Origin of the sequence: Pantoea septica (genome assembly GCF_002095575.1) — a bacterium.
Taxonomy (GTDB): domain Bacteria; phylum Pseudomonadota; class Gammaproteobacteria; order Enterobacterales; family Enterobacteriaceae; genus Pantoea; species Pantoea septica.
This window is the reverse complement of record NZ_MLJJ01000053.1, coordinates 1-19686: the sequence shown is the minus strand read 5'-3', so window position 1 is coordinate 19686 and position 19686 is coordinate 1. Positions and strand designations below refer to the sequence as shown.

Below are 19686 nucleotides of genomic sequence, written 5' to 3'. Positions count from 1 at the left end.
CGTAATGAAGTTGATGTAATCCTCCATCGATCGCACCACCGAGTCCATCACCGCCTCGCGCGAGTGGCCGCGCTCGCTGGTGTCGCGCACCAGCTTCTGGATCCACTCCAGGTTGACGATCGGCACCACGCCCACCAGCAGATCGACCTTCTCCGCCACGTTATGTTGCTGCGTGACGACGCCGCCGTGCAGCCCTTCGTAAAACAGCACGTCGGTATTTTCCGGCAGCGGCTGCCACGGCGTAAAAGTGCCTGGCACCTGATTCCAGGGCACAGCTTCGTCGTAGGTGTGCAGATATTTGCGCGACTGGCCTTTGCCCGCATTACCGTAGTCGATAAAGGTCTGCTCCAGCAGGCCGAAGTCGTTGGCTTCCGGGCCGAAATAGCTGACGTGGCGCCCTAAATCGCGCGCCTTGCGGATAGCCATATCCATTTCCGGCCGCGTATAGCGGTGGAAGCTGTCGCCCTCCAGCTCGGCGGCGTGCAGATTGAGCTGCTGGAAAATTTTACGAAACGCCAGGCTGGTGGTGGTGGTGCCGGCGCCGCTGGAGCCGGTTACCGCAATAATCGGGTGTCGTGCTGACATGAAAAAGCTCCCTGTGAAATCGGGCGATGAGCATTGTTAACACGAAAAGCGCCTTGACGCATCAGCCGCGGAATTCGCTGCGCGGCATGATATTGATGGTTTCATGCAGTTCCGACCAGACCAGCACCACGTCGCCGCGCTCCAGCTGGCGGCGCACGTCGGCCACCTTTTGCGCCAGGCTGCGCTCCTGCTCGCCATAGTCGGTGCCTTCGCGCAGCACAAAGGCTTCGATCAGGTTGGTAAGGGTATCGGGATCGAGCTGTTGCCAGGGAATAATCATGATGAGAGCCACTGTGTAAGCCACTGCGGCACACGCTGCTCGAGCCACATCTGCGGTTGACGCAGCGTGCCGCCGACAAAGCCAACGTGTCCGCCATGCGGCGTGAGTTGATAGGTCGTACCGGCTGAGAGCTGACCCGGCTGCGGGATCACCTCGTCAGTCATAAAAGGATCGTCTTTCGCGTGAATGATCAGTAAGGGCTTGCGCACATTTTTCAGCAGCGGCATGGCGCTGGCGCGGCGGTAGTAGTCGCCCGCGTCAAGAAAGCCGTGGGCGCGGGCGGTAATGGCGTCGTCGAAGTCGCGCAGGCGACGCAGCGCCCTGAGCTGCGGCAGATCCACCGGCAGCGTTCCCGGCCAGGCAAGGAGTTTGCGCTCGGCGTTCTTTTTCAGCTGGTCCAGCAGATAGCGCTGATAAAAGCGCGAAAAGCCCTGTTCCAGCTTCAGGCTGCACGGCTCCAGCAGCAGCGGCGCCGAGACGATGACCCCGGCGTCGAGCGGCGCGGCGTCGCCCAGCCTGCCGAGCAGGCAGCCCAGCATATTGCCGCCGAGCGATACGCCTACCGCAGCGGTCGGCACATCGCCCCAGCGCGTTTTCAGCCAGCGCAAAAAAAAGGCGGCGTCTTCGGTTTCGCCGGAGTGATAGATGCGATGCAGACGATTCGGCTCGCCGCCGCAGCCGCGAAAGTGCATCACCACGCCGAGCCAGCCCTGCCGCTGGCAGGCGTGCATCAGCCCGTGAGCGTAAGGGCTGTGGAAGTTGCCCTCCAGGCCGTGAAACAGCACCACGCGCGGTTTATGGCTCGCCTGCTGCGGGTCTTCGCTCCAGGCGAGATCGACGAAGTCGCCGTCCGGCAGGTCGAGGCGTTGCCAGTGCGGACGCAGCAGCAGGCGACGGCGCACCAGACGAGGCAGCACCGTCTGCAGATGCGGATTGCGCAGGGCGCGTGGCGGCATAAAGCTCGCCGCTGCCTCAGGAGTAAAATTCATATCGCCGGGACTTGTCTGATCCATATCACACTGTTAGCTTCGTTAGGCTTGTTGCGAATCTGGGGGTAAGGAGCGCCCGTTCATGGAACTGAGCCTGTTTTTCTCAATGTTAGGTTTTCTCTGGGTCGCTGCTATCACGCCAGGCCCTAATAATATGTTACTCACCGCGTCCGGCGCCAATTTCGGCTTCTGGCGCACGCTGCCGCTCATGATCGGCATTATGATCGGCATGCAATTGATGCTGCTAATGGTGGCGTTCGGCGTCGGCGGCCTGATCCTGCTCTATCCCGCGCTACACCTTATCCTGAAGATTGCCGGTAGTCTTTATCTGCTCTGGCTGGCGTGGAAAATCGCCACCGCCGCCTATGAAGAGCTGGAAACCGGCGACGCGCCGCCGAAACCTATGCCGTTCTGGCAGGGCGGCCTGCTGCAGCTGATCAATCCGAAAGCCTGGCTGATGGCGCTGGGCGCCATCGCCAGCTTCAGCCTTGCCGGCTCCGCCTATCTACACTCGGTGGCGGCCATCAGCTTCGGCATGTTCCTGGTTAACCTGGTGGCGGGCATTATCTGGATCGGCTTCGGCGCGATGATCGGGCGCATCCTGCGTAGCCGCCGCGCCTGGACGATTTTTAACCTGACGATGGGCCTGCTGACCGCCGCCTGCGTGCTGCTGATCTGGCGCTGAGCTAGCTGGAGGCGCGCTCGACGCGCGTCCACGGCAGCACTTCGCGCACCACGGGAGAGGCCGGACGGCGAATGCGCTGTAGCAAAAGCTGCACGCTGCGCGCGCCCAGTTGATACATCGGCTGCTCGACGGTGGTGAGCGGCGGGTTCAGGCTGCTGGTGAAGGGGATGCCGTCAAAGCCGACGACGGCGAGATCTTCCGGCACGCGCAAACCTGCCTCCCGCGCGGCGTGCACCACGCCTACCGCCAGCACATCCGATACCGCCAGCACCGCGTCCGGCGGTTCGGGCTGCTGCAAAAGCTGGCGCAGCGCCTAGCTGCCCGCCTCGCATGAAATGTTTTCCGCATACGCCACGCCGCGCCACGGCAGCGCCAGCTGATCCAGCCCTGCGCGATAGCCCGCCTCCCGCTGGTGCGAATAGAGGTAGCGCATATCGCTGTTCACCAGTCCGATCCGGCGGCGGCCTTTGCCCGCCAGATAGCGCACCGTCTCCTGCGCCGCGTCGCGGTTGTCGATAGCGACGGAAGAGGCCGGTATAGCGGGGTCGTATTCTGCGCACTGCACCCAGGGCGCGTCGCCGATAAGGGCGGCAATATCCTGCAACGCAGACGCCGCATCCATGGTGATGACGCCATCCACCACTTTGCCGGTCAGCAGGCCGAGATAGGCGGATTCGCGCCGCAGCTGCGAGGCGGAGTTGCAGAGCAGAATATGGTAGCCCTGCGCCTCTGCTTCCGCTTCGATACCCTGCACTACGCGCGAGCAGAAAGGATTCGTGATATCGGAGATCAGCACCAGCAGCATATGGCTCTGGGCGGTGCGCAGCTGGCGCGCCAGCAAATTGGGCTGATAGTCGCTGGCAGAGATCGCCGCCAGCACCCGATCGCGCGTATCCGCTTTCACCCCTGGATGATCGTTAAGCACGCGGGATACCGTTGCTTTTGATACGCCCGCCAGCAGCGCGACCTTCTCAATGGACATGTTGCCGCAACCCTTTTTCGTCGGTTTACCGTAGAGCCTTATCAATAGCACAGCGGCAATGTGAGCGCCTGCCATTTTGTCTGAATAATGGCGTATCTATTGCCAGATTTCGCATCAGCTTTGCCAATCATGATCTAAGAACATCTTTTTATTAAGAATAATTTTTAATTCCTTTATGAAATCATCGCCGCTGGCGACACTGCGCCCATCATCAGATCCCGGCGGAGTGCGACATCATGGCAGTAAAAAGACCCTTAACGATTCTGGCCGCAGCGCTTTCGCTGCTGGTCTTTCAGGCGCAGGCCGTCAACGTGACGGTGGCGTACCAGACCTCCGCCGAACCGGCCAAGGTCGCGCAGGCGGACAACACCTTCGCCAAAGAGAGCGGCGCGACCGTCGACTGGCGTAAGTTCGACAGCGGAGCGGGGGTGCTGCGCGCGCTGGCGTCGGGCGACGTGCAGATCGGCAATATCGGCTCCAGCCCGCTGGCGGTGGCCGCCACCCAGCAGCTGCCGATTGAGGCCTTTCTGCTGGCGTCCCAGCTCGGCAACTCCGAGGCGCTGGTCGTGAAGAAAAACATCAGCGGCCCGAAAGATCTGATCGGCAAGCGCATCGCCGTGCCCTTTATTTCCACCACTCATTACAGCCTGCTGGCGGCGCTGAAGCACTGGGGCATCAAGCCGACCGAGGTGCAGCTGGTGAATCTGCAGCCGCCTGCGATTATCGCCGCCTGGCAGCGCGGCGATATCGACGGCGCCTACGTCTGGGCGCCCGCCGTCAATCAGCTGGAGAAAGAGGGCAAGGTGCTGACCGACTCTTCCCAGGTTGGGCAGTGGGTATCGCCGACGCTTGACGTCTGGGTGGTGCGCAAAGATTTCGCGAAGGCGCATCCTGAGGTAGTGACCGCCTTCGCCCGCAGCGCCCTTGAGGCGCAGAAACCCTATATCGAGAACCCGGATAAATGGCTGAAGCAGCCGGATAACCTGAGCAAGCTGTCGCGCCTGAGCGGCGTGCCGGAAGCGCAGGTGCCGGATCTGGTGAAAGGCAATACTTATCTTACGGCGCAGCAGCAGGTGGAACAGCTGGGCAAACCGGTGAATAAAGCGATCGTCGATACGGCCAAATTCCTGAAAGAGCAGGGCAAAGTGCCGCAGGCGAACGCTGACTACAGCGATTTCGTCACCACCCGCTTTGTCGAGCCGCTGGCGAAACAGTAAGGAGAAGCCCATGCTGCGCATCGCTCATCTCAACGCGCGTTATGACGGAAGACCCGCGCTGCAGGATATCAATCTGCAGCTGGATAAAGGCGAACTGCTGGTGGCGCTCGGCCCGTCGGGCTGCGGCAAAACCACCCTGCTGAACCTGATCGCCGGCTTTTTGCCGGTCGAGTCCGGCAGCATCACGCTGAAGGGGAAAACCATCAGCGGGCCGGGCGCGGAGCGCGGCGTGGTGTTTCAGCATGAAGGGCTGCTGCCGTGGCGCAACGTGCTGGACAATGTCTCGTTCGGTTTGCAGCTTGCGGGAATGGCGCGCGGCGAACGCAACGCTATCGCACGGCGGCTGATTAAGAAGGTGGGGCTGGAAGGAGCGGAGAACCGTCCTGTCTGGCAGCTCTCCGGCGGTCAGCGCCAGCGCGTCGGCATCGCCCGCGCGCTGGCGGCGGATCCGCAGCTGCTGCTGCTCGACGAGCCTTTCGGCGCGCTGGACGCCTTTACTCGTGAACAGATGCAGACCCTGCTGCTGACGCTGTGGCGCGACAGCGGCAAGCAAATTTTTCTTATCACGCACGATATCGAAGAGGCGGTGTTTCTCGCCAGCGAACTGCTGCTGCTTTCGCCGGGACCGGGCCGCATCGTGGAGCGCCTGAAGCTTAACTTCGGCCAGCGCTTTGCCGCCGGTGAATCCTGCCGCGCCATCAAATCCGATCCCGCTTTTATTGCGCAGCGTGAATATGTGCTGAGTCGGGTGTTTGAGCAGCGGGAGGCCTTTGCATGAGCGCGGTGATCAACGACAAAACCACGGCGGCGCGTCGCCGTCTGCGCTGGCCTTTTTCCCGCTCGTTCAGCCTGAGCCTGCTGAGCCTGGCGCTGCTGCTGCTGATCTGGTGGAGCATCACGGCACTCGGGCTGATTAGCCCGCTGTTTCTGCCAGCGCCACAGCAGGTGTTGAGCAAGCTGCTGCTGATCGCCAGCCCGCAGGGCTTTATGGATGCCACGCTATGGCAGCATCTCGCCGCCAGCCTGACGCGCATGCTGGTTGCCCTGTTCGCCGCGGCGGCCATTGGCATTCCGGTCGGCATCGCGATGGGCCTGAGCCCGGCGGTGCGCGGCCTGCTCGACCCGCTGATTGAGCTCTACCGTCCCGTGCCGCCGCTCGCCTATCTGCCGCTGATGGTGATCTGGTTCGGTATCGGCGAGACCTCCAAAATTCTGTTGATCTACCTGGCGATTTTCGCGCCGGTGACGCTCTCGACTCTGGCGGGCGTGCGCAATACGCAGCAGGTGCGCATCCGTGCCGCTCAGTCGCTGGGCGCCAGCCGCTGGCAGCTGCTGCGCTGGGTGATCCTGCCCGGCGCGCTGCCGGAGATTCTGACCGGCCTGCGCATCGGCCTCGGCGTCGGCTGGTCGACGCTGGTGGCGGCGGAGCTGATCGCCGCGACGCGCGGGCTCGGCTTTATGGTGCAGTCCGCTGGCGAATTTCTGGCGACCGACGTCGTGCTGGCGGGCATCGCGGTTATCGCGCTGATTGCCTTTACCTTAGAACTTGGGCTGCGCGCCCTGCAGCGTCGACTGACGCCCTGGAATGGAGAACAATCATGAACGAAAAGCTGAACATCACCGCGCTCGGCCCCTACATTGGCGCGCAGGTGTCGAATCTCGATTTAACCCGGCCGCTCAGCGACGCCCAGTTTGAACAGCTCTATCACGCGCTGCTGCGCCATCAGGTGCTGTTTCTGCGCGACCAGCCGGTTACGCCGCACCAGCAGCGCGCGCTGGCGGCGCGCTTCGGCGACCTCCATATCCATCCGGTCTATCCGCATGCCGACGGCGTAGAGGAGATTATCGTGCTGGATACCCATCAGGATAATCCGCCGGACAACGACAACTGGCACACCGACGTAACCTTTATCAACACGCCGCCGGCGGTGGCGATTCTGGCGTCGAAGCTGCTGCCTGAGTCAGGCGGCGATACCCTGTGGGCGAGCGGCATCGCGGCATATGAAACCCTTTCCGCCCCGATGAAGAGGTTGCTGGACGGGCTGCATGCCGAGCACGACTTCAGGAAGTCGTTTCAGGAGTATAAATATCGTCGAACCGAAGAGGAGCATCAGCGCTGGCAGGAGGCGGTGGCGAAGCATCCGCCGGTGCAGCATCCGGTGATCCGCACCCATCCGGTCAGCGGCCGCAAGGCGCTATTCGTCAATGAAGGCTTTACCACGCGGATTGTCGAGCTGAGCGAGAAAGAGAGCCATGCCGTGCTGGAGCTGCTCTATGCGCATGCGACTAAGCCAGAGTTTCAGGTGCGCTGGCGCTGGCAGCCGAACGACGTGGCGATCTGGGATAACCGCGTGACGCAGCATTATGCGAATGCGGATTATTATCCGGCAAGGCGGATTATGCATCGCGCGACGGTGTTGGGGGATCAGCCTTTTTAAAACGTCCGTACCGGGCTGCGACCGCGTTGCTGCGCCGCGCCATAATGCTCACATACGTCGGTATGCTCCGCTTATGGCGCGGCTGGCGCCTTGTCTCGCTCCGGTACGATCGTTTTAAGTCCGTAAAAGGCTAAAAGGCTAAAAGGCTAACCGTCAGGAGGCGAGCATCGCCTCCAGCTGTTCCTGCGCATCCAGCCATGCCATCTCGACCTCTTCCAGCGCCGCTTTGCTCTCTGCCTGACGCTGGAGCGCCGCGGTCAGATCCGCTTTACGGCCTGGGTCGTAAATGTCGCCGTCGGCCAGCTGGTTTTCCGCTTCGGTGAGCTGGCTTTGCCATTTCGCCATCTGCTTCTCCAGCTTCTCGATCTCTTTGCGCAGCGGCTGCGTCTGCATGCGCAGCTCAGCCTCGCGACGCTTCTGATCTTTGCGCGCCTGCGCGCTGTTGCCGTTGTCCTGCTTCGGCGCGGCGTCCGCCTGCGCCTGCTGCTTCTGCAGGTCGCTCAGCCACTGCTGGTAATCCTCCAGATCGCCCGGGAAGACATCGACCTTGCCGTCATGCACCAGATAGAGATCGTCGGTGGTGGCGCGCAGCAGATGGCGATCGTGCGAGACCACCACCAGCGCGCCTTCGAAATCGATCAACGCTTCGGTCAGCGCCTGGCGCATGTCGAGATCGAGGTGGTTGGTCGGTTCGTCGAGCAGCAGCAGGTTAGGGCGCTGCCAGACGATCAGCGCCAGCACCAGCCGCGCCTTTTCGCCGCCGGAGAAACGCGCCGTGACTTCGCTGACCTTGTCGCCCTGGAAGCCGAAACCGCCCAGATAGTCGCGCAGCTGCTGCTCCAGCACCTTCGGCGCGATGCGCGCCAGATGCTGCAGCGGCGACTCGTCGCTGCGCAAATACTCCAGCTGATGCTGTGCGAAGTAGCCCAGCTTAATGCCTTTCGCCAGCCCGACCTCGCCGTCGAGCGGGCTCAGTTCGCCTGCCAGCAGCTTAATCAGCGTCGATTTGCCCGCGCCGTTGCGGCCCAGCAGGCCAATGCGCGAGCCAGGCACCAGATTGAGCTTGATGGCGTCGAGAATAATGCGCTCGCCGTAGCCTGCGGTCACTTTCTCCATCTTCAGCAGCGGGTTCGGCAAACTTTCCGGCGCGCGGAAGCTGAAGCTAAAGGGGTTGTCGACGTGCGCCGGAGCGATCATCTCCATGCGCTCCAGCATCTTGATGCGGCTCTGCGCCTGCTTCGCTTTTGAGGCCTTGGCGCGGAAGCGGTCGATATAGCTTTGCAGATGCGCCACTTTCTCCTGCTGGCTTTCAAACAGCGCCTGCTGCTGCGCCAGCTTGGCGACGCGCTGGCGTTCGAACGAGCTGTAGTTGCCGGTGTATTCGTAGAGGCTTTCCTGCTCAATATGGATAATCTTATCCACCACCGGATCGAGGAAGTCGCGGTCGTGCGAGATCAGGATCAGCGTGCCTTCGTAGCTTTTCAGCCAGCGCTCCAGCCAGATGACCGCGTCGAGATCGAGGTGGTTGGTAGGCTCGTCAAGCAGCAGCAGATCTGAACGACAGACCAGCGCCTGAGCAAGGTTAAGGCGCATACGCCATCCGCCGGAGAAGTCGCTCACCGGACGGTTCAGCTGCTCCTGGCTAAAGCCGAGGCCGTGCAGCAGGCTTGAGGCGCGGGCGTGAATGCTCCACGCCTGAATCGCGTCCAGCTTGCCGTGCAGCAGCGCGATGGCGTTACCGTCGTTGCGCTGGTTGGCGTCCGCCAGCTGCGCCTCAAGCTCGCGATACTCGCGATCGCCATCGATAACGTATTCCAGCGCCGGTTTGCTCAGCGCCGGAGTCTCCTGGTTAACCCAGGCCAGCGCCCAGTTGCCGGGAAAGGTCACGCCGCCCGCGTCGCTGGCGATCTCGCCTTTTAACAGCGACAGCAGGGTCGATTTGCCGCAGCCGTTTTTACCTACCAGGCCGACTTTCTGACCGGGATTGATAGTGGCGGAAGCGTTATCGAGCAGCACGCGGACGCCGCGGCGGATTTGCAGAGAAGAAAAGACAATCATAAGCGCCGTATCGTCAGAATATGTTAATTTACCCACCACATAATTAGAGGGTGTCGCGTCGTGCATGGTAGCGGAAAAGCGCCGCTATGACGACGCTTTGGAAGAGGATAACTATGTCGCAGCCAGCAAAAGTTTTGCTGCTTTACGCCCATCCCGAAACGCAGGAGTCGATAGCGAATCGGGTCCTGCTGCAGTCGGCGCAGAAACAAGAGAACGTCACCGTACACGATCTGTACGCGCACTATCCTGATTTTTTTATCGACATTCACTATGAGCAGCAGCTGCTGCGTGAACATCAGGTGATCGTTTTCCAGCATCCGCTCTATACCTATAGCTGCCCCGCGCTGCTGAAAGAGTGGCTGGATCGCGTGCTGTCGCGCGGCTTTGCCAACGGCGTCGACGGCAACGCGCTGGAAGGCAAATACTGGCGCAGCGTGATCACCACCGGCGAGCCGGAGGCGGCCTATCAGCAGAGCGGCCTTAACCGCTATTCCATGTCGGACATTATGCGCCCGTTCGAACTCACTGCGCAGATGTGCCGCATGCACTGGATGACGCCGATGATCCTTTACTGGGCGCGGCGACAGCCGAAAGAGGTGATGAGCCACTTTGCCCGCGCTTATGGCGAATGGCTCGCCGCGCCGCTGCCTAACGGAGGTCTCTGATGGAAGGACAAACGCTGCTGACCGCAGGCGTTATCTATCTGGTGGCGGCGGTGCTGATCGTGCCCATCGCCGCGCGTCTCGGCATTGGCGCGGTGCTGGGCTATCTGGTGGCCGGCATCGCTATCGGTCCCTGGGGACTGGGCTTTATCAGCGACGTCGAGGAGATCCTGCACTTCTCGGAGCTGGGCGTAGTGTTCCTGATGTTTATCATCGGGCTGGAGCTCAATCCGTCGAAGCTCTGGTCGCTGCGGCGTTCGATTTTCGGCGTCGGCGCGGCGCAGGTGCTGATTTCCGCCGGCATCCTCGGCGCGCTGTTGTGGCTGAGCGACTTCAGCTGGCAGGCCGCGGTGATTGGCGGCATCGGCCTCGCTATGTCCTCAACCGCGATGGCGCTGCAGCTGATGCGCGACAAAGGCATGAACCGCAGCGAGGCGGGGCAGCTCGGCTTTTCGGTGCTGCTGTTCCAGGACCTGGCGGTGATTCCGGCGCTGGCGCTGGTGCCGCTGCTGGCGGGCAGCGACAGCGGCAATATCGACTGGATGAAGATCGGCATGAAGGTGCTGGCCTTCGCCGGCATGCTGGTGGGCGGACGCTATCTGCTGCGGCCGATTTTCCGCTTTATCGCCGCCTCCGGCGTGCGCGAGGTCTTTACCGCCGCCGCGCTGCTGCTGGTGCTGGGCTCGGCGCTGTTTATGGACGCCCTCGGACTGTCGATGGCGCTGGGCACCTTTATCGCCGGGATCCTGCTGGCGGAAAGCGAGTACCGCCACGAGCTGGAGGTCGCCATCGATCCCTTTAAGGGGCTGCTGCTCGGGCTGTTCTTTATCTCCGTCGGCATGGCGCTCAACCTCGGCGTGCTCTATACCCATATTCTGGAGATCCTGCTCGGCGTGCTGATTCTGGTCACGGTGAAGACGCTGGTGCTCTACGTGCTGGCGCGGGTCTACGGGCTGCGCAGCTCAGAGCGTCAGCAGTTCGCCGGCGTGCTGAGCCAGGGCGGCGAATTCGCCTTTGTGCTCTTTTCCGCCGCCTCGTCGGCGCGGCTGTTCGTCGGCGATCAGCTGCCGCTGCTGCTGGTGACGGTCACGCTGTCGATGATGACCACGCCGCTGCTGATGCAGGCGATCGATAAGCTGCTGGCGCGGCGCTTTAATGAAGTGGACGAAGATGGTGAAAAGCCGTTCGTGGAGGATGACCAGCCGCAGGTAATCGTGGTGGGCTTCGGCCGAATGGGGCAGGTGGTGGGCCGTCTGCTGATGGCCAATAATAAAAGGATCACGGTGCTGGAGCGCGACATCAGCGCGGTCAGCCTGATGCGTAAGTACGGCTACAAGGTTTACTATGGCGACGCCACCGAGCTGGAGCTGCTGCGCGCCGCCGGCGCGGCCAGCGCGCAGTCGATCGTTATCACCTGTAATGAGCCGGAAGATACCATGGCGATCGTGCATCTCTGTCAGCAGCACTTTCCGCAGCTGGAGATCGTGGCGCGGGCGCGCGGACGCGTCGAGGCGCACGAGCTGCTGCTGGCGGGCGTCACGCAGTTCTCGCGTGAAACCTTCTCCAGTGCGCTGGAGTTGGGACGCAAAGCGCTGATTTCGGTCGGTATGCATCCGCACCAGGCGCAGCGCGCGCAGCTGCACTTCCGCCGCCTCGATATGCGTATGCTGCGCGAGCTGATGCCGAATCATACGGACAACGCCCAGATCTCCCGCGTGCGCGAGGCGAGGCGCGAGCTGGAGGATATTTTCCGGCGCGAGATGCAGCATGAGAGACGACAGATCGACGACTGGGACGAAGATCAGTAACAGCAAACAGGTTAACTACTATGCGTAAAAGATTTATTGCCGGTGCGGTTTGCCCGCACTGTCAGGAAAAAGACACGCTGGCGATGTGGCGAGAAAACAACGTTGACGTCGTGGAGTGCGTAAAGTGCGGACACCAGATGCGCGAGGCGGATAAGCAGGTTCGCGATCAGGTTCGCAGCCAGGAGCAAGTGATCGGTATTTTCCATCCCGAGTAGCGAAATGGCGCAGCTTTTTTTACGCTTAAACTTACAGCGGGATTGAATTCCGATACAATCGGCGCCACTAACGCTGAGGTTAATCGCATCGCGCAAGAGGCGATCTCAGCCCCGAACCTTTCTGGTTGGTGTTATTGCACGTAAGAATAGACCAATGAGACGGGATCTTAGTTCTCAACGGTTAGGAGATATCATGAAAGTAGCAAAAGACCTGGTGGTGAGCCTGGCCTATCAGGTACGTACAGAAGATGGTGTGTTGGTTGACGAGTCGCCGGTAAGTGCGCCGTTAGACTATCTGCACGGTCATGGTTCCCTGATTTCTGGTCTGGAAAAAGCGCTGGAAAATCACGACGTCGGCGACAAGTTTGACGTGCATATTCCGGCTAACGATGCATACGGCCAGTACGACGATAACCTGGTGCAACGCGTTCCTAAAGACGTCTTTATGGGCGTTGACGAACTGCAGGTTGGCATGCGCTTCCTGGCGGAAACCGATCAGGGTCCGGTTCCGGTCGAAATCACTGAAGTGGAAGACGAGCACGTCGTGGTTGACGGCAACCATATGCTGGCGGGTCAGAACCTGAACTTCAACGTGGAAGTCGTCGCGATCCGCGAAGCGACGCCGGAAGAGCTGGCGCACGGCCACGTTCACGGCGAGCACGGTCACGACCATGACCACGATCATGGTCACGATCACGGCAACGGCGGCTGCGGCAGCCACGGCGGTTGCGGCTGCAACCACTAAGCCCCCCGATTTCCAGAGCCACCTTCAAGGTGGCTTTTTTTTGCCTTTGCGATCGAGGAAGGCGCGAGCAAGCGGCGAGGCAAGGCGCCAGGAAGCATACCGCGGTATGTGAGCATCTCACGCTGACGCAGCAACGCAGCATCGGCGTTGCGCAGCCAGTCTGAACATATCAGTAATGCGGAGGCGGGGTCTCCTCCGACTGCGACGCCACCATCGACGGCGCGGCCGCTTTCAGCTTATCCAGCAGCAGGCGCTGCTGCTCGCGCATTTTCGCCATCTCCAGCTCGTGCTGCACCACCGTCTGATTAAGCTGATCGATGGTTAGCTCCTGAAAGGCCAGCTTGCTTTCCAGCGCTTCAAGCCGTTGTTCCCACTCTGATTGTTGCATGACCTCTTCTCCTGGTTCGACGCTGCGACTCTCGCATCAGGCGCTGATTCTACGGCTTCCCCTGTAAGAATCACCCGATTTCTTTGCCGCCTCGCCTGTAAAGGGTTGAATAACGCCTTTTGCAGCATCATCTCTGATGAAACTTCCTGATGCAAAAAAGGTCGGAGGAGAACCGGGTAATTACGCTGCGGGAGTGTTCGCCGCTGCCGCGTACAGTTATAGTGTGGAGCTTTAGTCCGCAATAATTCCCGAGGTGAGACGCTTCGGTTTTGGAGAAAGGATGAAATCACTGTTTAAAGTCACAATGTTAGCCACCACCATGGCCATTGCGCTGAACGCGCCGCTGGCGATGGCAGCCGAAGCGACCGCAGCGCCTGCTGCGAGCGATGCGGCACCGCAGGCGCCGAAAAATGCGGCCTTCAAAAATGAAGACCAGCAATCAGCCTACGCTCTGGGCGCCTCGCTGGGTCGCTACATGGACAACTCCCTGAAGGAACAGGAGAAACTGGGCATCAAGCTGGACAAAGATCAGCTAATCGCTGGCGTTCAGGATGCGTTCGGCGGCAAGAGCAAACTCTCCGATCAAGAGATCGAGCAGACTCTGCAGGCCTTTGAGGGCCGCGTGAAAGGCGCCGCGCAGGCGAAGATGGAAAAAGACGCGAAAGAGAACGCCGATAAAGGCACCGCTTTCGCCGACAAATTCGCCAAAGAGAGCGGCGTGAAGAAAACCGAATCCGGTCTGCTTTATAAAGTAGAGAAAGAAGGCAGCGGCGACGCGCCGAAAGACAGCGATACCGTTGTTGTGAACTACAAAGGCACCCTGATCGACGGCACCGAGTTCGACAACTCCTATACGCGCGGCGAGCCGCTCTCTTTCCGTCTCGACGGCGTGATTCCGGGCTGGACCGAAGGTCTGAAGCACGTGAAGAAAGGCGGTAAAATCAAGCTGGTGATCCCGCCGCAGCTCGCCTATGGCAAAAACGGCGTGCCGGGCATTCCGGCCAACTCGACGCTGGTGTTCGATGTCGAACTGCTCGACATCAAGCCGGCGCCTAAAGCAGACGAGAAAGCGCAGGCGCCAGCCGCCGACGCGAAGAAATCTCAATAATCTGTCTGCCGCCGCCTTCGGGCGGCGGTTTCATTTTCAGCCTGCGACAAAGCTCTGGCATAAGCGTGCGACATTTGCCAGACTATCCTCTGCATAACTTTCCCAATAAAAAGAGTCTGCCCGCTGCGCTGAGACAGGCTCCAGCCATTTAGGGTAATGTCTTCGATGTCAAATCCATTCAATCCCGGCGAACTGAGCGACTTCGATTTACTGGAGCAGCGTCCCTTCGAGCAAACGGACTACGATATCCTCCGATCCTATGAGGCGGTGGTTGACGGCCTGGCGATGCTGATTGGTTCGCACTGCGAAATCGTGCTGCATTCGCTGGAAGATCTGAAGCGTTCGGCGGTACGCATCGCCAACGGCGAGCATACCGGCCGTAAAGTGGGCTCGCCGATTACCGATCTGGCGCTGCGCATGCTGCACGATATGCACGGCGCGGACAGCAACGTTTCTCGCGCCTACTTCACCCGCGCCAAAAGCGGCGTGCTGATGAAGTCGGTCACCATCGCGATACGCAACCGGCAGCAGCGCGTCATTGGGCTGTTGTGCATCAACATGAACCTCGATGTGCCTTTCTCGCAGATTATGTCGACCTTTATGCCGCCGGAGATGCATCAGGTCGATTCGAACGTGAATTTCGCCAGCTCGGTGGAGGATCTGGTGACGCAAACGCTGGAGTTCACCATCGAAGAGGTGAGCGCCGATCGCAACGTCTCCAATAACGCCAAGAATCGTCAGATCGTGTTGAACCTCTATGAGAAGGGCATCTTCGATATCAAAGACGCTATCAATCAGGTCGCGGATCGCCTCAATATCTCTAAGCACACCGTTTATCTCTATATTCGCCAGTTCAAGAACGGCGATTTCCAGGGGCAGGAGCGCTAATGCGTTACACCCTGCTGGTGACCGGTCCGGCCTACGGCACGCAGCAGGCGAGCAGCGCCTTGCTGTTCGCCCGCGCGCTGCTGGCTGCTGGTCATCAGCTGCAGAGCGTCTTTTTCTATCGCGAGGGCGTGCTGAACGCCAATGAGCTCACCGCGCCGGCCAGCGACGAAGCAGATATCGTGCGCGCCTGGCTAGCGCTGCATCAGGAGCAGGGCGTGGCGCTGAACATCTGCGTAGCCGCCGCGCTGCGCCGCGGCGTCACCGACGCGCAGGAGGCGGAGCGGCTGCAGCTGGCGGGCAGCAATTTGCAGCCGGGATTTGAACTCAGCGGCCTGGGCGCGCTGGCGGAAGCCGCGCTCGGCTGCGATCGTCTGGTGCAGTTTTAATGAATCGCGTCGCTTTTGTGTTTACCCGCGCGCCGCACGGCAGCAGCGCTGGTCGCGAGGGGCTCGACGCCGCGCTGGCCACCGGCGCGCTGAGCGAGTCGATCGGGCTGTTCTTTATCGGCGACGGCGTGCTGCAGCTTATGCCCGACCAGCAGCCGGAGAGGATCCTCGCGCGCAATCATGCCGCCACGTTCGGCGTGCTGGCGCTGTATGATATCGAGCAGTGCTATATCAGCCGCGAAGCGCTGCGTGAACGCGGTCTGGCGGAAGAGGGCGCGCGCGTAATGGATGTCGGCATTCTGGATGCGGCAGCGCTGCGACAGCAGCTGGCGACCTACGATCGCATCATCACCTTTTAAGAGCGCGCTATGTTACATACCCTGATGCATTCACCCTGGTACAGCGACCTCGACACGCTGCTGCTCATGCTGACGGCGGAGGATGATTTGCTGCTGCTGCAGGATGGCGTGCTGGGCGCGCTGGAGGGCAGCAGCGCGTTGAGCCGCTTGTTGACGTCGCCCGCAACGCTGTGGGTACTGACGGAAGACGTGAGCGCGCGCGGCCTTGCTGGTCAAATTTCAGCCAAAATAAGACCGGTGGACTATACTGGTTTCGTCGCGCTCACTGAAAAACATCGGCAGCAAATGACCTGGTAATGCGTAAAGCCTGGTTATTTCTTGACACCCTATGGGCTCAGCCCTAAAATTCTGCGTCCTCGTAGTTATACGGGGCGATTTATTACGTGTTTACGAAGCAAAAGCAAATCCAGGAGCTATTTAATGGCAACAGTTAACCAGCTGGTTCGCAAACCACGCGTACGCAAAGTTGCAAAGAGCAACGTGCCTGCGCTGGAAGCTTGCCCGCAAAAACGTGGCGTTTGTACCCGTGTGTACACCACCACTCCGAAAAAACCGAACTCCGCACTGCGTAAAGTTTGCCGTGTTCGTCTGACTAACGGTTTTGAAGTTACCTCCTATATCGGCGGTGAAGGTCATAACCTGCAGGAACACTCCGTGATCCTGATCCGTGGCGGTCGTGTTAAAGACCTGCCAGGTGTGCGTTACCACACCGTTCGTGGCGCGCTGGACTGCTCAGGTGTTAAAGACCGTAAGCAGGCTCGCTCCAAGTACGGCGTGAAGAAGCCAAAGGCTTAATGGTTCTCCGTTAAGTAAGGCCAAACGTTTTAACTTAAATGTCAAACTAAACTCGTAGAGTTTTGGACAATCCTGAATTAACAACGGAGTATTTCCATGCCACGTCGTCGCGTCATTGGTCAGCGTAAAATCCTGCCGGATCCTAAGTTCGGATCAGAGCTGCTGGCCAAATTTGTAAATATCCTGATGGTAGATGGTAAAAAATCTACTGCTGAATCAATCGTTTATACTGCGCTTGAGACCCTGGCTCAGCGTTCTGGTAAAAACGAGCTGGAAGCCTTTGAAGTAGCCCTCGAAAACGTACGTCCGACTGTCGAAGTTAAGTCACGTCGCGTTGGTGGTTCTACCTATCAGGTACCAGTAGAAGTCCGTCCGGTTCGTCGTAATGCTCTGGCAATGCGTTGGATCGTAGAAGCTGCTCGTAAACGCGGTGATAAATCTATGGCTCTCCGCCTGGCGAACGAACTTTCTGACGCTGCAGAAAACAAAGGTACTGCAGTTAAGAAACGTGAAGACGTTCACCGCATGGCAGAAGCCAACAAGGCGTTCGCTCACTACCGCTGGTAATCGCCACGTAGTTGTTGTTAAACCAGCGGGCGTGCAAAATGCTAACCCGCTGGGTTCGACTAATTTTGAACGTCCGAGAATCAGAGGAATCAAATGGCTCGTACAACACCCATTGCGCGCTACCGTAACATTGGTATCAGCGCACACATCGACGCCGGTAAAACCACGACGACCGAGCGCATCCTGTTCTACACCGGTGTTAACCACAAAATCGGTGAAGTACACGATGGCGCAGCGACCATGGACTGGATGGCGCAGGAGCAGGAGCGTGGTATCACCATCACGTCTGCAGCGACCACCGCATTCTGGTCCGGTATGGCCAAGCAGTTTGAGCCGCACCGTATCAACATCATCGACACCCCTGGACACGTTGACTTCACCATCGAAGTAGAACGTTCAATGCGTGTGCTCGATGGCGCAGTAATGGTTTACTGTGCTGTAGGTGGTGTGCAGCCGCAGTCTGAGACCGTATGGCGTCAGGCAAACAAATATAAAGTTCCGCGTATCGCGTTCGTTAACAAAATGGACCGTATGGGCGCGAACTTCCTGAAAGTTGTTGGTCAGATTGAATCCCGTCTGGGCGCGACTCCGGTTCCGCTGCAGCTGGCTATCGGCGCTGAAGAGAACTTCACCGGCGTCGTTGACCTGATCAAAATGAAAGCCATCAACTGGAACGATGCCGACCAGGGCGTAACCTTCGTTTACGAAGATATCCCGGCCGACATGCAGGAACTGGCTGAAGAGTGGCGCGGCAAGCTGATCGAAGCGGCAGCAGAAGCTTCTGAAGAGCTGATGGAGAAATTCTTCAGCGGCGAAGAGCTGAGCGAAGAAGAGATCAAAACCGCTCTGCGTCAGCGCGTACTGCGCAACGAAATTATCCTGGTTACCTGTGGTTCTGCGTTCAAGAACAAAGGTGTTCAGGCAATGCTGGATGCCGTGGTCGAATACCTGCCGGCACCGACTGACGTTCCTGCGATCAACGGTATGCTGGACGACGGTAAAGATACGCCTGCTGAGCGTCACGCTGACGACAGCGAGCCGTTCTCTGCGCTGGCGTTCAAAATCGCCAACGACCCGTTCGTGGGCAACCTGACCTTCTTCCGCGTCTACTCTGGCGTGGTTAACTCAGGTGATACCGTACTGAACTCAGTAAAATCTGCTCGTGAGCGTTTCGGCCGTATCGTACAGATGCACGCTAACAAACGTGAAGAGATCAGCGAAGTTCGCGCGGGCGACATCGCGGCTGCGATCGGTCTGAAAGACGTGATCACCGGTGACACCCTGTGTGACCCGAGCAACCCGATTATCCTGGAACGTATGGAGTTCCCGGAGCCGGTAATCTCTATCGCCGTTGAGCCGAAAACCAAAGCTGACCAGGAAAAAATGGGTCTGGCTCTGGGCCGTCTGGCTAAAGAAGACCCGTCATTCCGCGTATGGACTGACGAAGAATCTAACCAGACCATCATCGCTGGTATGGGTGAGCTGCACCTCGACATCATTGTTGACCGCATGAAGCGTGAATTCAACGTTGAAGCGAACGTGGGCAAACCGCAGGTAGCTTACCGCGAAGCGATTCGCTCTAAAGTTACCGACATCGAAGGTAAGCACGCTAAGCAGTCTGGTGGTCGCGGTCAGTACGGTCATGTTGTTATCGACATGTATCCGCTGGAGCCGGGTTCAAACCCGAAAGGCTACGAATTTGTCAACGACATCAAAGGCGGTGTGATTCCTGGCGAATACATCCCTGCGGTTGACAAAGGCATCCAGGAACAGCTGAAATCTGGCCCGCTGGCAGGTTATCCGGTTGTTGATCTGGGCGTGCGTCTGCACTTCGGTTCTTACCATGACGTGGACTCCTCAGAGCTGGCGTTTAAACTGGCCGCTTCTATCGCCTTTAAAGATGGCTTTAAGAAAGCGCAGCCGGTACTGCTTGAGCCGATCATGAAGGTTGAAGTAGAGACTCCGGAAGAGAACACCGGTGACGTCATCGGTGACCTTAGCCGTCGTCGTGGTATGCTGAAAGGGCAGGAATCTAACGCTACCGGCGTTCAGATTCACGCTGAAGTTCCGCTGTCTGAAATGTTCGGATACGCGACGCAGTTGCGTTCTCTGACTAAAGGCCGTGCTTCTTACTCCATGGAGTTCCTGAAGTACGATGATGCGCCGAACAACGTCGCTCAGGCCGTTATTGAAGCTCGTAGCAAATAAGGCTACGGTTTAAAAATTGTGAACAGATGCCTTCATCAATGATGAAGGCATAACAGTAAGGATTATCGCCATGGCGAAAGAGCAATTTCAACGTAACAAACTGCACGTAAACGTGGGCACCATCGGTCACGTTGACCACGGTAAAACCACCCTGACTGCAGCAATCACTACCGTTCTGGCTAAAACCTACGGCGGCCAGGCTCGCGCATTCGACCAGATCGATAACGCGCCGGAAGAGAAGGCTCGCGGTATCACCATCAACACCTCTCACGTTGAGTACGAAACCCCGACTCGTCACTACGCGCACGTTGACTGCCCGGGTC

The 19686-nt window shown here is 59.3% G+C and carries 23 protein-coding genes and 1 pseudogene; 18 read left to right on the top strand and 6 right to left on the bottom strand.

Annotated features, from left to right (window positions below):
• The 3 genes from HA46_RS19490 to HA46_RS19480 form a co-directional block, all read right to left on the bottom strand.
• The coding region (locus HA46_RS19490) for a nucleoside/nucleotide kinase family protein (RefSeq protein WP_084886169.1) at positions 1-585 on the bottom strand (585 nt) is incomplete at its 3' end.
• 61 nt (positions 586-646) lie between these two features.
• Positions 647-865 (bottom strand): YheU family protein, encoded by a 219-nt coding sequence (locus tag HA46_RS19485; protein ID WP_033753035.1) that lies wholly within the window; start codon positions 863-865, stop codon positions 647-649.
• Entirely contained in the window at positions 862-1878 is a 1017-nt protein-coding gene (locus HA46_RS19480) for a hydrolase (protein ID WP_084886165.1), read from the bottom strand. The genes HA46_RS19485 and HA46_RS19480 overlap by 4 nt, the downstream gene beginning before the upstream one ends.
• A gap of 58 nt (positions 1879-1936) precedes the next feature.
• On the opposite strand from HA46_RS19480, the gene HA46_RS19475 reads away from it, so the two are divergent.
• Positions 1937-2539, top strand: a complete 603-nt coding sequence (locus tag HA46_RS19475; RefSeq protein ID WP_084886162.1) for a LysE family translocator — start codon at positions 1937-1939, stop codon at positions 2537-2539.
• A gap of 1 nt (position 2540) precedes the next feature.
• Here HA46_RS19475 and HA46_RS19470 read toward each other — a convergent pair.
• Positions 2541-3521: pseudogene (locus tag HA46_RS19470) on the bottom strand (LacI family DNA-binding transcriptional regulator).
• Positions 3522-3757: 236 nt separating this feature from the next.
• On the opposite strand from HA46_RS19470, the gene tauA reads away from it, so the two are divergent.
• Genes tauA through tauD form a run of 4 tightly spaced genes read left to right on the top strand, consistent with a single transcriptional unit; the run spans position 3758 to position 7176 of the window.
• Positions 3758-4738: a taurine ABC transporter substrate-binding protein gene (gene tauA / locus HA46_RS19465; RefSeq protein ID WP_208857425.1), complete on the top strand. Its 981-nt coding sequence runs from the start codon at positions 3758-3760 to the stop codon at positions 4736-4738.
• Between the two features lie 10 nt (positions 4739-4748).
• Positions 4749-5516, top strand: coding sequence for a taurine ABC transporter ATP-binding subunit (gene tauB / locus HA46_RS19460; RefSeq protein ID WP_084886158.1), 768 nt, complete (start codon positions 4749-4751; stop codon positions 5514-5516).
• The gene (tauC, locus tag HA46_RS19455; protein WP_084886155.1) at positions 5513-6340 is read left to right on the top strand and encodes a taurine ABC transporter permease TauC; all 828 of its coding nucleotides are present in this window, start codon (positions 5513-5515) and stop codon (positions 6338-6340) included. The genes tauB and tauC overlap by 4 nt, the downstream gene beginning before the upstream one ends.
• Complete coding sequence (gene tauD / locus HA46_RS19450; protein ID WP_033792561.1) at positions 6337-7176, top strand: taurine dioxygenase; 840 nt, start codon at positions 6337-6339, stop codon at positions 7174-7176. Before tauC ends, tauD begins: the two co-directional genes overlap by 4 nt.
• Before the next feature lie 153 nt (positions 7177-7329).
• On the opposite strand, the gene HA46_RS19445 is transcribed toward tauD, so the two are convergent.
• Positions 7330-9234 carry an ABC transporter ATP-binding protein gene (locus HA46_RS19445; protein ID WP_084886153.1) on the bottom strand — a complete coding sequence of 635 codons (1905 nt, stop codon included), beginning with the start codon at positions 9232-9234 and terminating at the stop codon, positions 7330-7332.
• Between the two features lie 113 nt (positions 9235-9347).
• Between HA46_RS19445 and kefG the strand changes: the two genes are divergently transcribed.
• From kefG to slyD, 4 genes are all read left to right on the top strand, one after another.
• On the top strand, positions 9348-9899 hold the full coding sequence (gene kefG, locus HA46_RS19440) for a glutathione-regulated potassium-efflux system ancillary protein KefG (protein ID WP_033792557.1): 552 nt from the start codon (positions 9348-9350) through the stop codon (positions 9897-9899).
• A complete protein-coding gene (kefB, locus tag HA46_RS19435) occupies positions 9899-11704 on the top strand; it encodes a glutathione-regulated potassium-efflux system protein KefB (RefSeq protein WP_033792556.1) in 1806 nt (601 codons plus the stop codon). The genes kefG and kefB overlap by 1 nt, the downstream gene beginning before the upstream one ends.
• Before the next feature lie 20 nt (positions 11705-11724).
• Positions 11725-11919 (top strand): YheV family putative zinc ribbon protein, encoded by a 195-nt coding sequence (locus HA46_RS19430; protein ID WP_033753007.1) that lies wholly within the window; start codon positions 11725-11727, stop codon positions 11917-11919.
• 193 nt (positions 11920-12112) lie between these two features.
• On the top strand, positions 12113-12664 hold the full coding sequence (gene slyD, locus HA46_RS19425) for a peptidylprolyl isomerase (protein WP_048784949.1): 552 nt from the start codon (positions 12113-12115) through the stop codon (positions 12662-12664).
• A 169-nt stretch (positions 12665-12833) separates the two neighbouring features.
• Here the strand turns inward: slyD and HA46_RS19420 are convergent, their stop codons facing one another.
• Entirely contained in the window at positions 12834-13052 is a 219-nt protein-coding gene (locus HA46_RS19420) for a SlyX family protein (RefSeq protein ID WP_033753004.1), read from the bottom strand.
• Between the two features lie 280 nt (positions 13053-13332).
• On the opposite strand from HA46_RS19420, the gene fkpA reads away from it, so the two are divergent.
• From fkpA to HA46_RS19375, 9 genes are all read left to right on the top strand, one after another.
• On the top strand, positions 13333-14160 hold the full coding sequence (gene fkpA / locus HA46_RS19415; RefSeq protein ID WP_033792554.1) for an FKBP-type peptidyl-prolyl cis-trans isomerase: 828 nt from the start codon (positions 13333-13335) through the stop codon (positions 14158-14160).
• Positions 14161-14325: 165 nt separating this feature from the next.
• Complete coding sequence (locus HA46_RS19410; RefSeq protein WP_033792553.1) at positions 14326-15048, top strand: helix-turn-helix transcriptional regulator; 723 nt, start codon at positions 14326-14328, stop codon at positions 15046-15048.
• Complete coding sequence (tusD, locus tag HA46_RS19405; RefSeq protein WP_033792552.1) at positions 15048-15434, top strand: sulfurtransferase complex subunit TusD; 387 nt, start codon at positions 15048-15050, stop codon at positions 15432-15434. The genes HA46_RS19410 and tusD overlap by 1 nt, the downstream gene beginning before the upstream one ends.
• The gene (tusC, locus tag HA46_RS19400; RefSeq protein WP_033792551.1) at positions 15434-15793 is read left to right on the top strand and encodes a sulfurtransferase complex subunit TusC; all 360 of its coding nucleotides are present in this window, start codon (positions 15434-15436) and stop codon (positions 15791-15793) included. Before tusD ends, tusC begins: the two co-directional genes overlap by 1 nt.
• Positions 15794-15802: 9 nt before the next feature.
• A complete protein-coding gene (gene tusB, locus HA46_RS19395; protein WP_033792550.1) occupies positions 15803-16090 on the top strand; it encodes a sulfurtransferase complex subunit TusB in 288 nt (95 codons plus the stop codon).
• A 123-nt stretch (positions 16091-16213) separates the two neighbouring features.
• Entirely contained in the window at positions 16214-16588 is a 375-nt protein-coding gene (gene rpsL, locus HA46_RS19390) for a 30S ribosomal protein S12 (RefSeq protein ID WP_003852912.1), read from the top strand.
• A gap of 96 nt (positions 16589-16684) precedes the next feature.
• A complete protein-coding gene (rpsG, locus tag HA46_RS19385; protein ID WP_013510774.1) occupies positions 16685-17155 on the top strand; it encodes a 30S ribosomal protein S7 in 471 nt (156 codons plus the stop codon).
• A gap of 93 nt (positions 17156-17248) precedes the next feature.
• Positions 17249-19363: an elongation factor G gene (fusA, locus tag HA46_RS19380; RefSeq protein ID WP_033752983.1), complete on the top strand. Its 2115-nt coding sequence runs from the start codon at positions 17249-17251 to the stop codon at positions 19361-19363.
• Positions 19364-19433: 70 nt separating this feature from the next.
• A partial coding sequence (locus HA46_RS19375) for a GTP-binding protein (protein ID WP_244277545.1) occupies positions 19434-19686 on the top strand: 253 nt, incomplete at its 3' end.

Coding starts and splice junctions, on each gene's coding strand:
- HA46_RS19485 (WP_033753035.1), bottom strand. CDS start 865: ATGATTATTCCCTGGCAACAGCTCGATCCCGATACCCTTACCAACCTG.
- HA46_RS19480 (WP_084886165.1), bottom strand. CDS start 1,878: ATGGATCAGACAAGTCCCGGCGATATGAATTTTACTCCTGAGGCAGCG.
- HA46_RS19475 (WP_084886162.1), top strand. CDS start 1,937: ATGGAACTGAGCCTGTTTTTCTCAATGTTAGGTTTTCTCTGGGTCGCT.
- tauA (WP_208857425.1), top strand. CDS start 3,758: ATGGCAGTAAAAAGACCCTTAACGATTCTGGCCGCAGCGCTTTCGCTG.
- tauB (WP_084886158.1), top strand. CDS start 4,749: ATGCTGCGCATCGCTCATCTCAACGCGCGTTATGACGGAAGACCCGCG.
- tauC (WP_084886155.1), top strand. CDS start 5,513: ATGAGCGCGGTGATCAACGACAAAACCACGGCGGCGCGTCGCCGTCTG.
- tauD (WP_033792561.1), top strand. CDS start 6,337: ATGAACGAAAAGCTGAACATCACCGCGCTCGGCCCCTACATTGGCGCG.
- HA46_RS19445 (WP_084886153.1), bottom strand. CDS start 9,234: ATGATTGTCTTTTCTTCTCTGCAAATCCGCCGCGGCGTCCGCGTGCTG.
- kefG (WP_033792557.1), top strand. CDS start 9,348: ATGTCGCAGCCAGCAAAAGTTTTGCTGCTTTACGCCCATCCCGAAACG.
- kefB (WP_033792556.1), top strand. CDS start 9,899: ATGGAAGGACAAACGCTGCTGACCGCAGGCGTTATCTATCTGGTGGCG.
- HA46_RS19430 (WP_033753007.1), top strand. CDS start 11,725: ATGCGTAAAAGATTTATTGCCGGTGCGGTTTGCCCGCACTGTCAGGAA.
- slyD (WP_048784949.1), top strand. CDS start 12,113: ATGAAAGTAGCAAAAGACCTGGTGGTGAGCCTGGCCTATCAGGTACGT.
- HA46_RS19420 (WP_033753004.1), bottom strand. CDS start 13,052: ATGCAACAATCAGAGTGGGAACAACGGCTTGAAGCGCTGGAAAGCAAG.
- fkpA (WP_033792554.1), top strand. CDS start 13,333: ATGAAATCACTGTTTAAAGTCACAATGTTAGCCACCACCATGGCCATT.
- HA46_RS19410 (WP_033792553.1), top strand. CDS start 14,326: ATGTCAAATCCATTCAATCCCGGCGAACTGAGCGACTTCGATTTACTG.
- tusD (WP_033792552.1), top strand. CDS start 15,048: ATGCGTTACACCCTGCTGGTGACCGGTCCGGCCTACGGCACGCAGCAG.
- tusC (WP_033792551.1), top strand. CDS start 15,434: ATGAATCGCGTCGCTTTTGTGTTTACCCGCGCGCCGCACGGCAGCAGC.
- tusB (WP_033792550.1), top strand. CDS start 15,803: ATGTTACATACCCTGATGCATTCACCCTGGTACAGCGACCTCGACACG.
- rpsL (WP_003852912.1), top strand. CDS start 16,214: ATGGCAACAGTTAACCAGCTGGTTCGCAAACCACGCGTACGCAAAGTT.
- rpsG (WP_013510774.1), top strand. CDS start 16,685: ATGCCACGTCGTCGCGTCATTGGTCAGCGTAAAATCCTGCCGGATCCT.
- fusA (WP_033752983.1), top strand. CDS start 17,249: ATGGCTCGTACAACACCCATTGCGCGCTACCGTAACATTGGTATCAGC.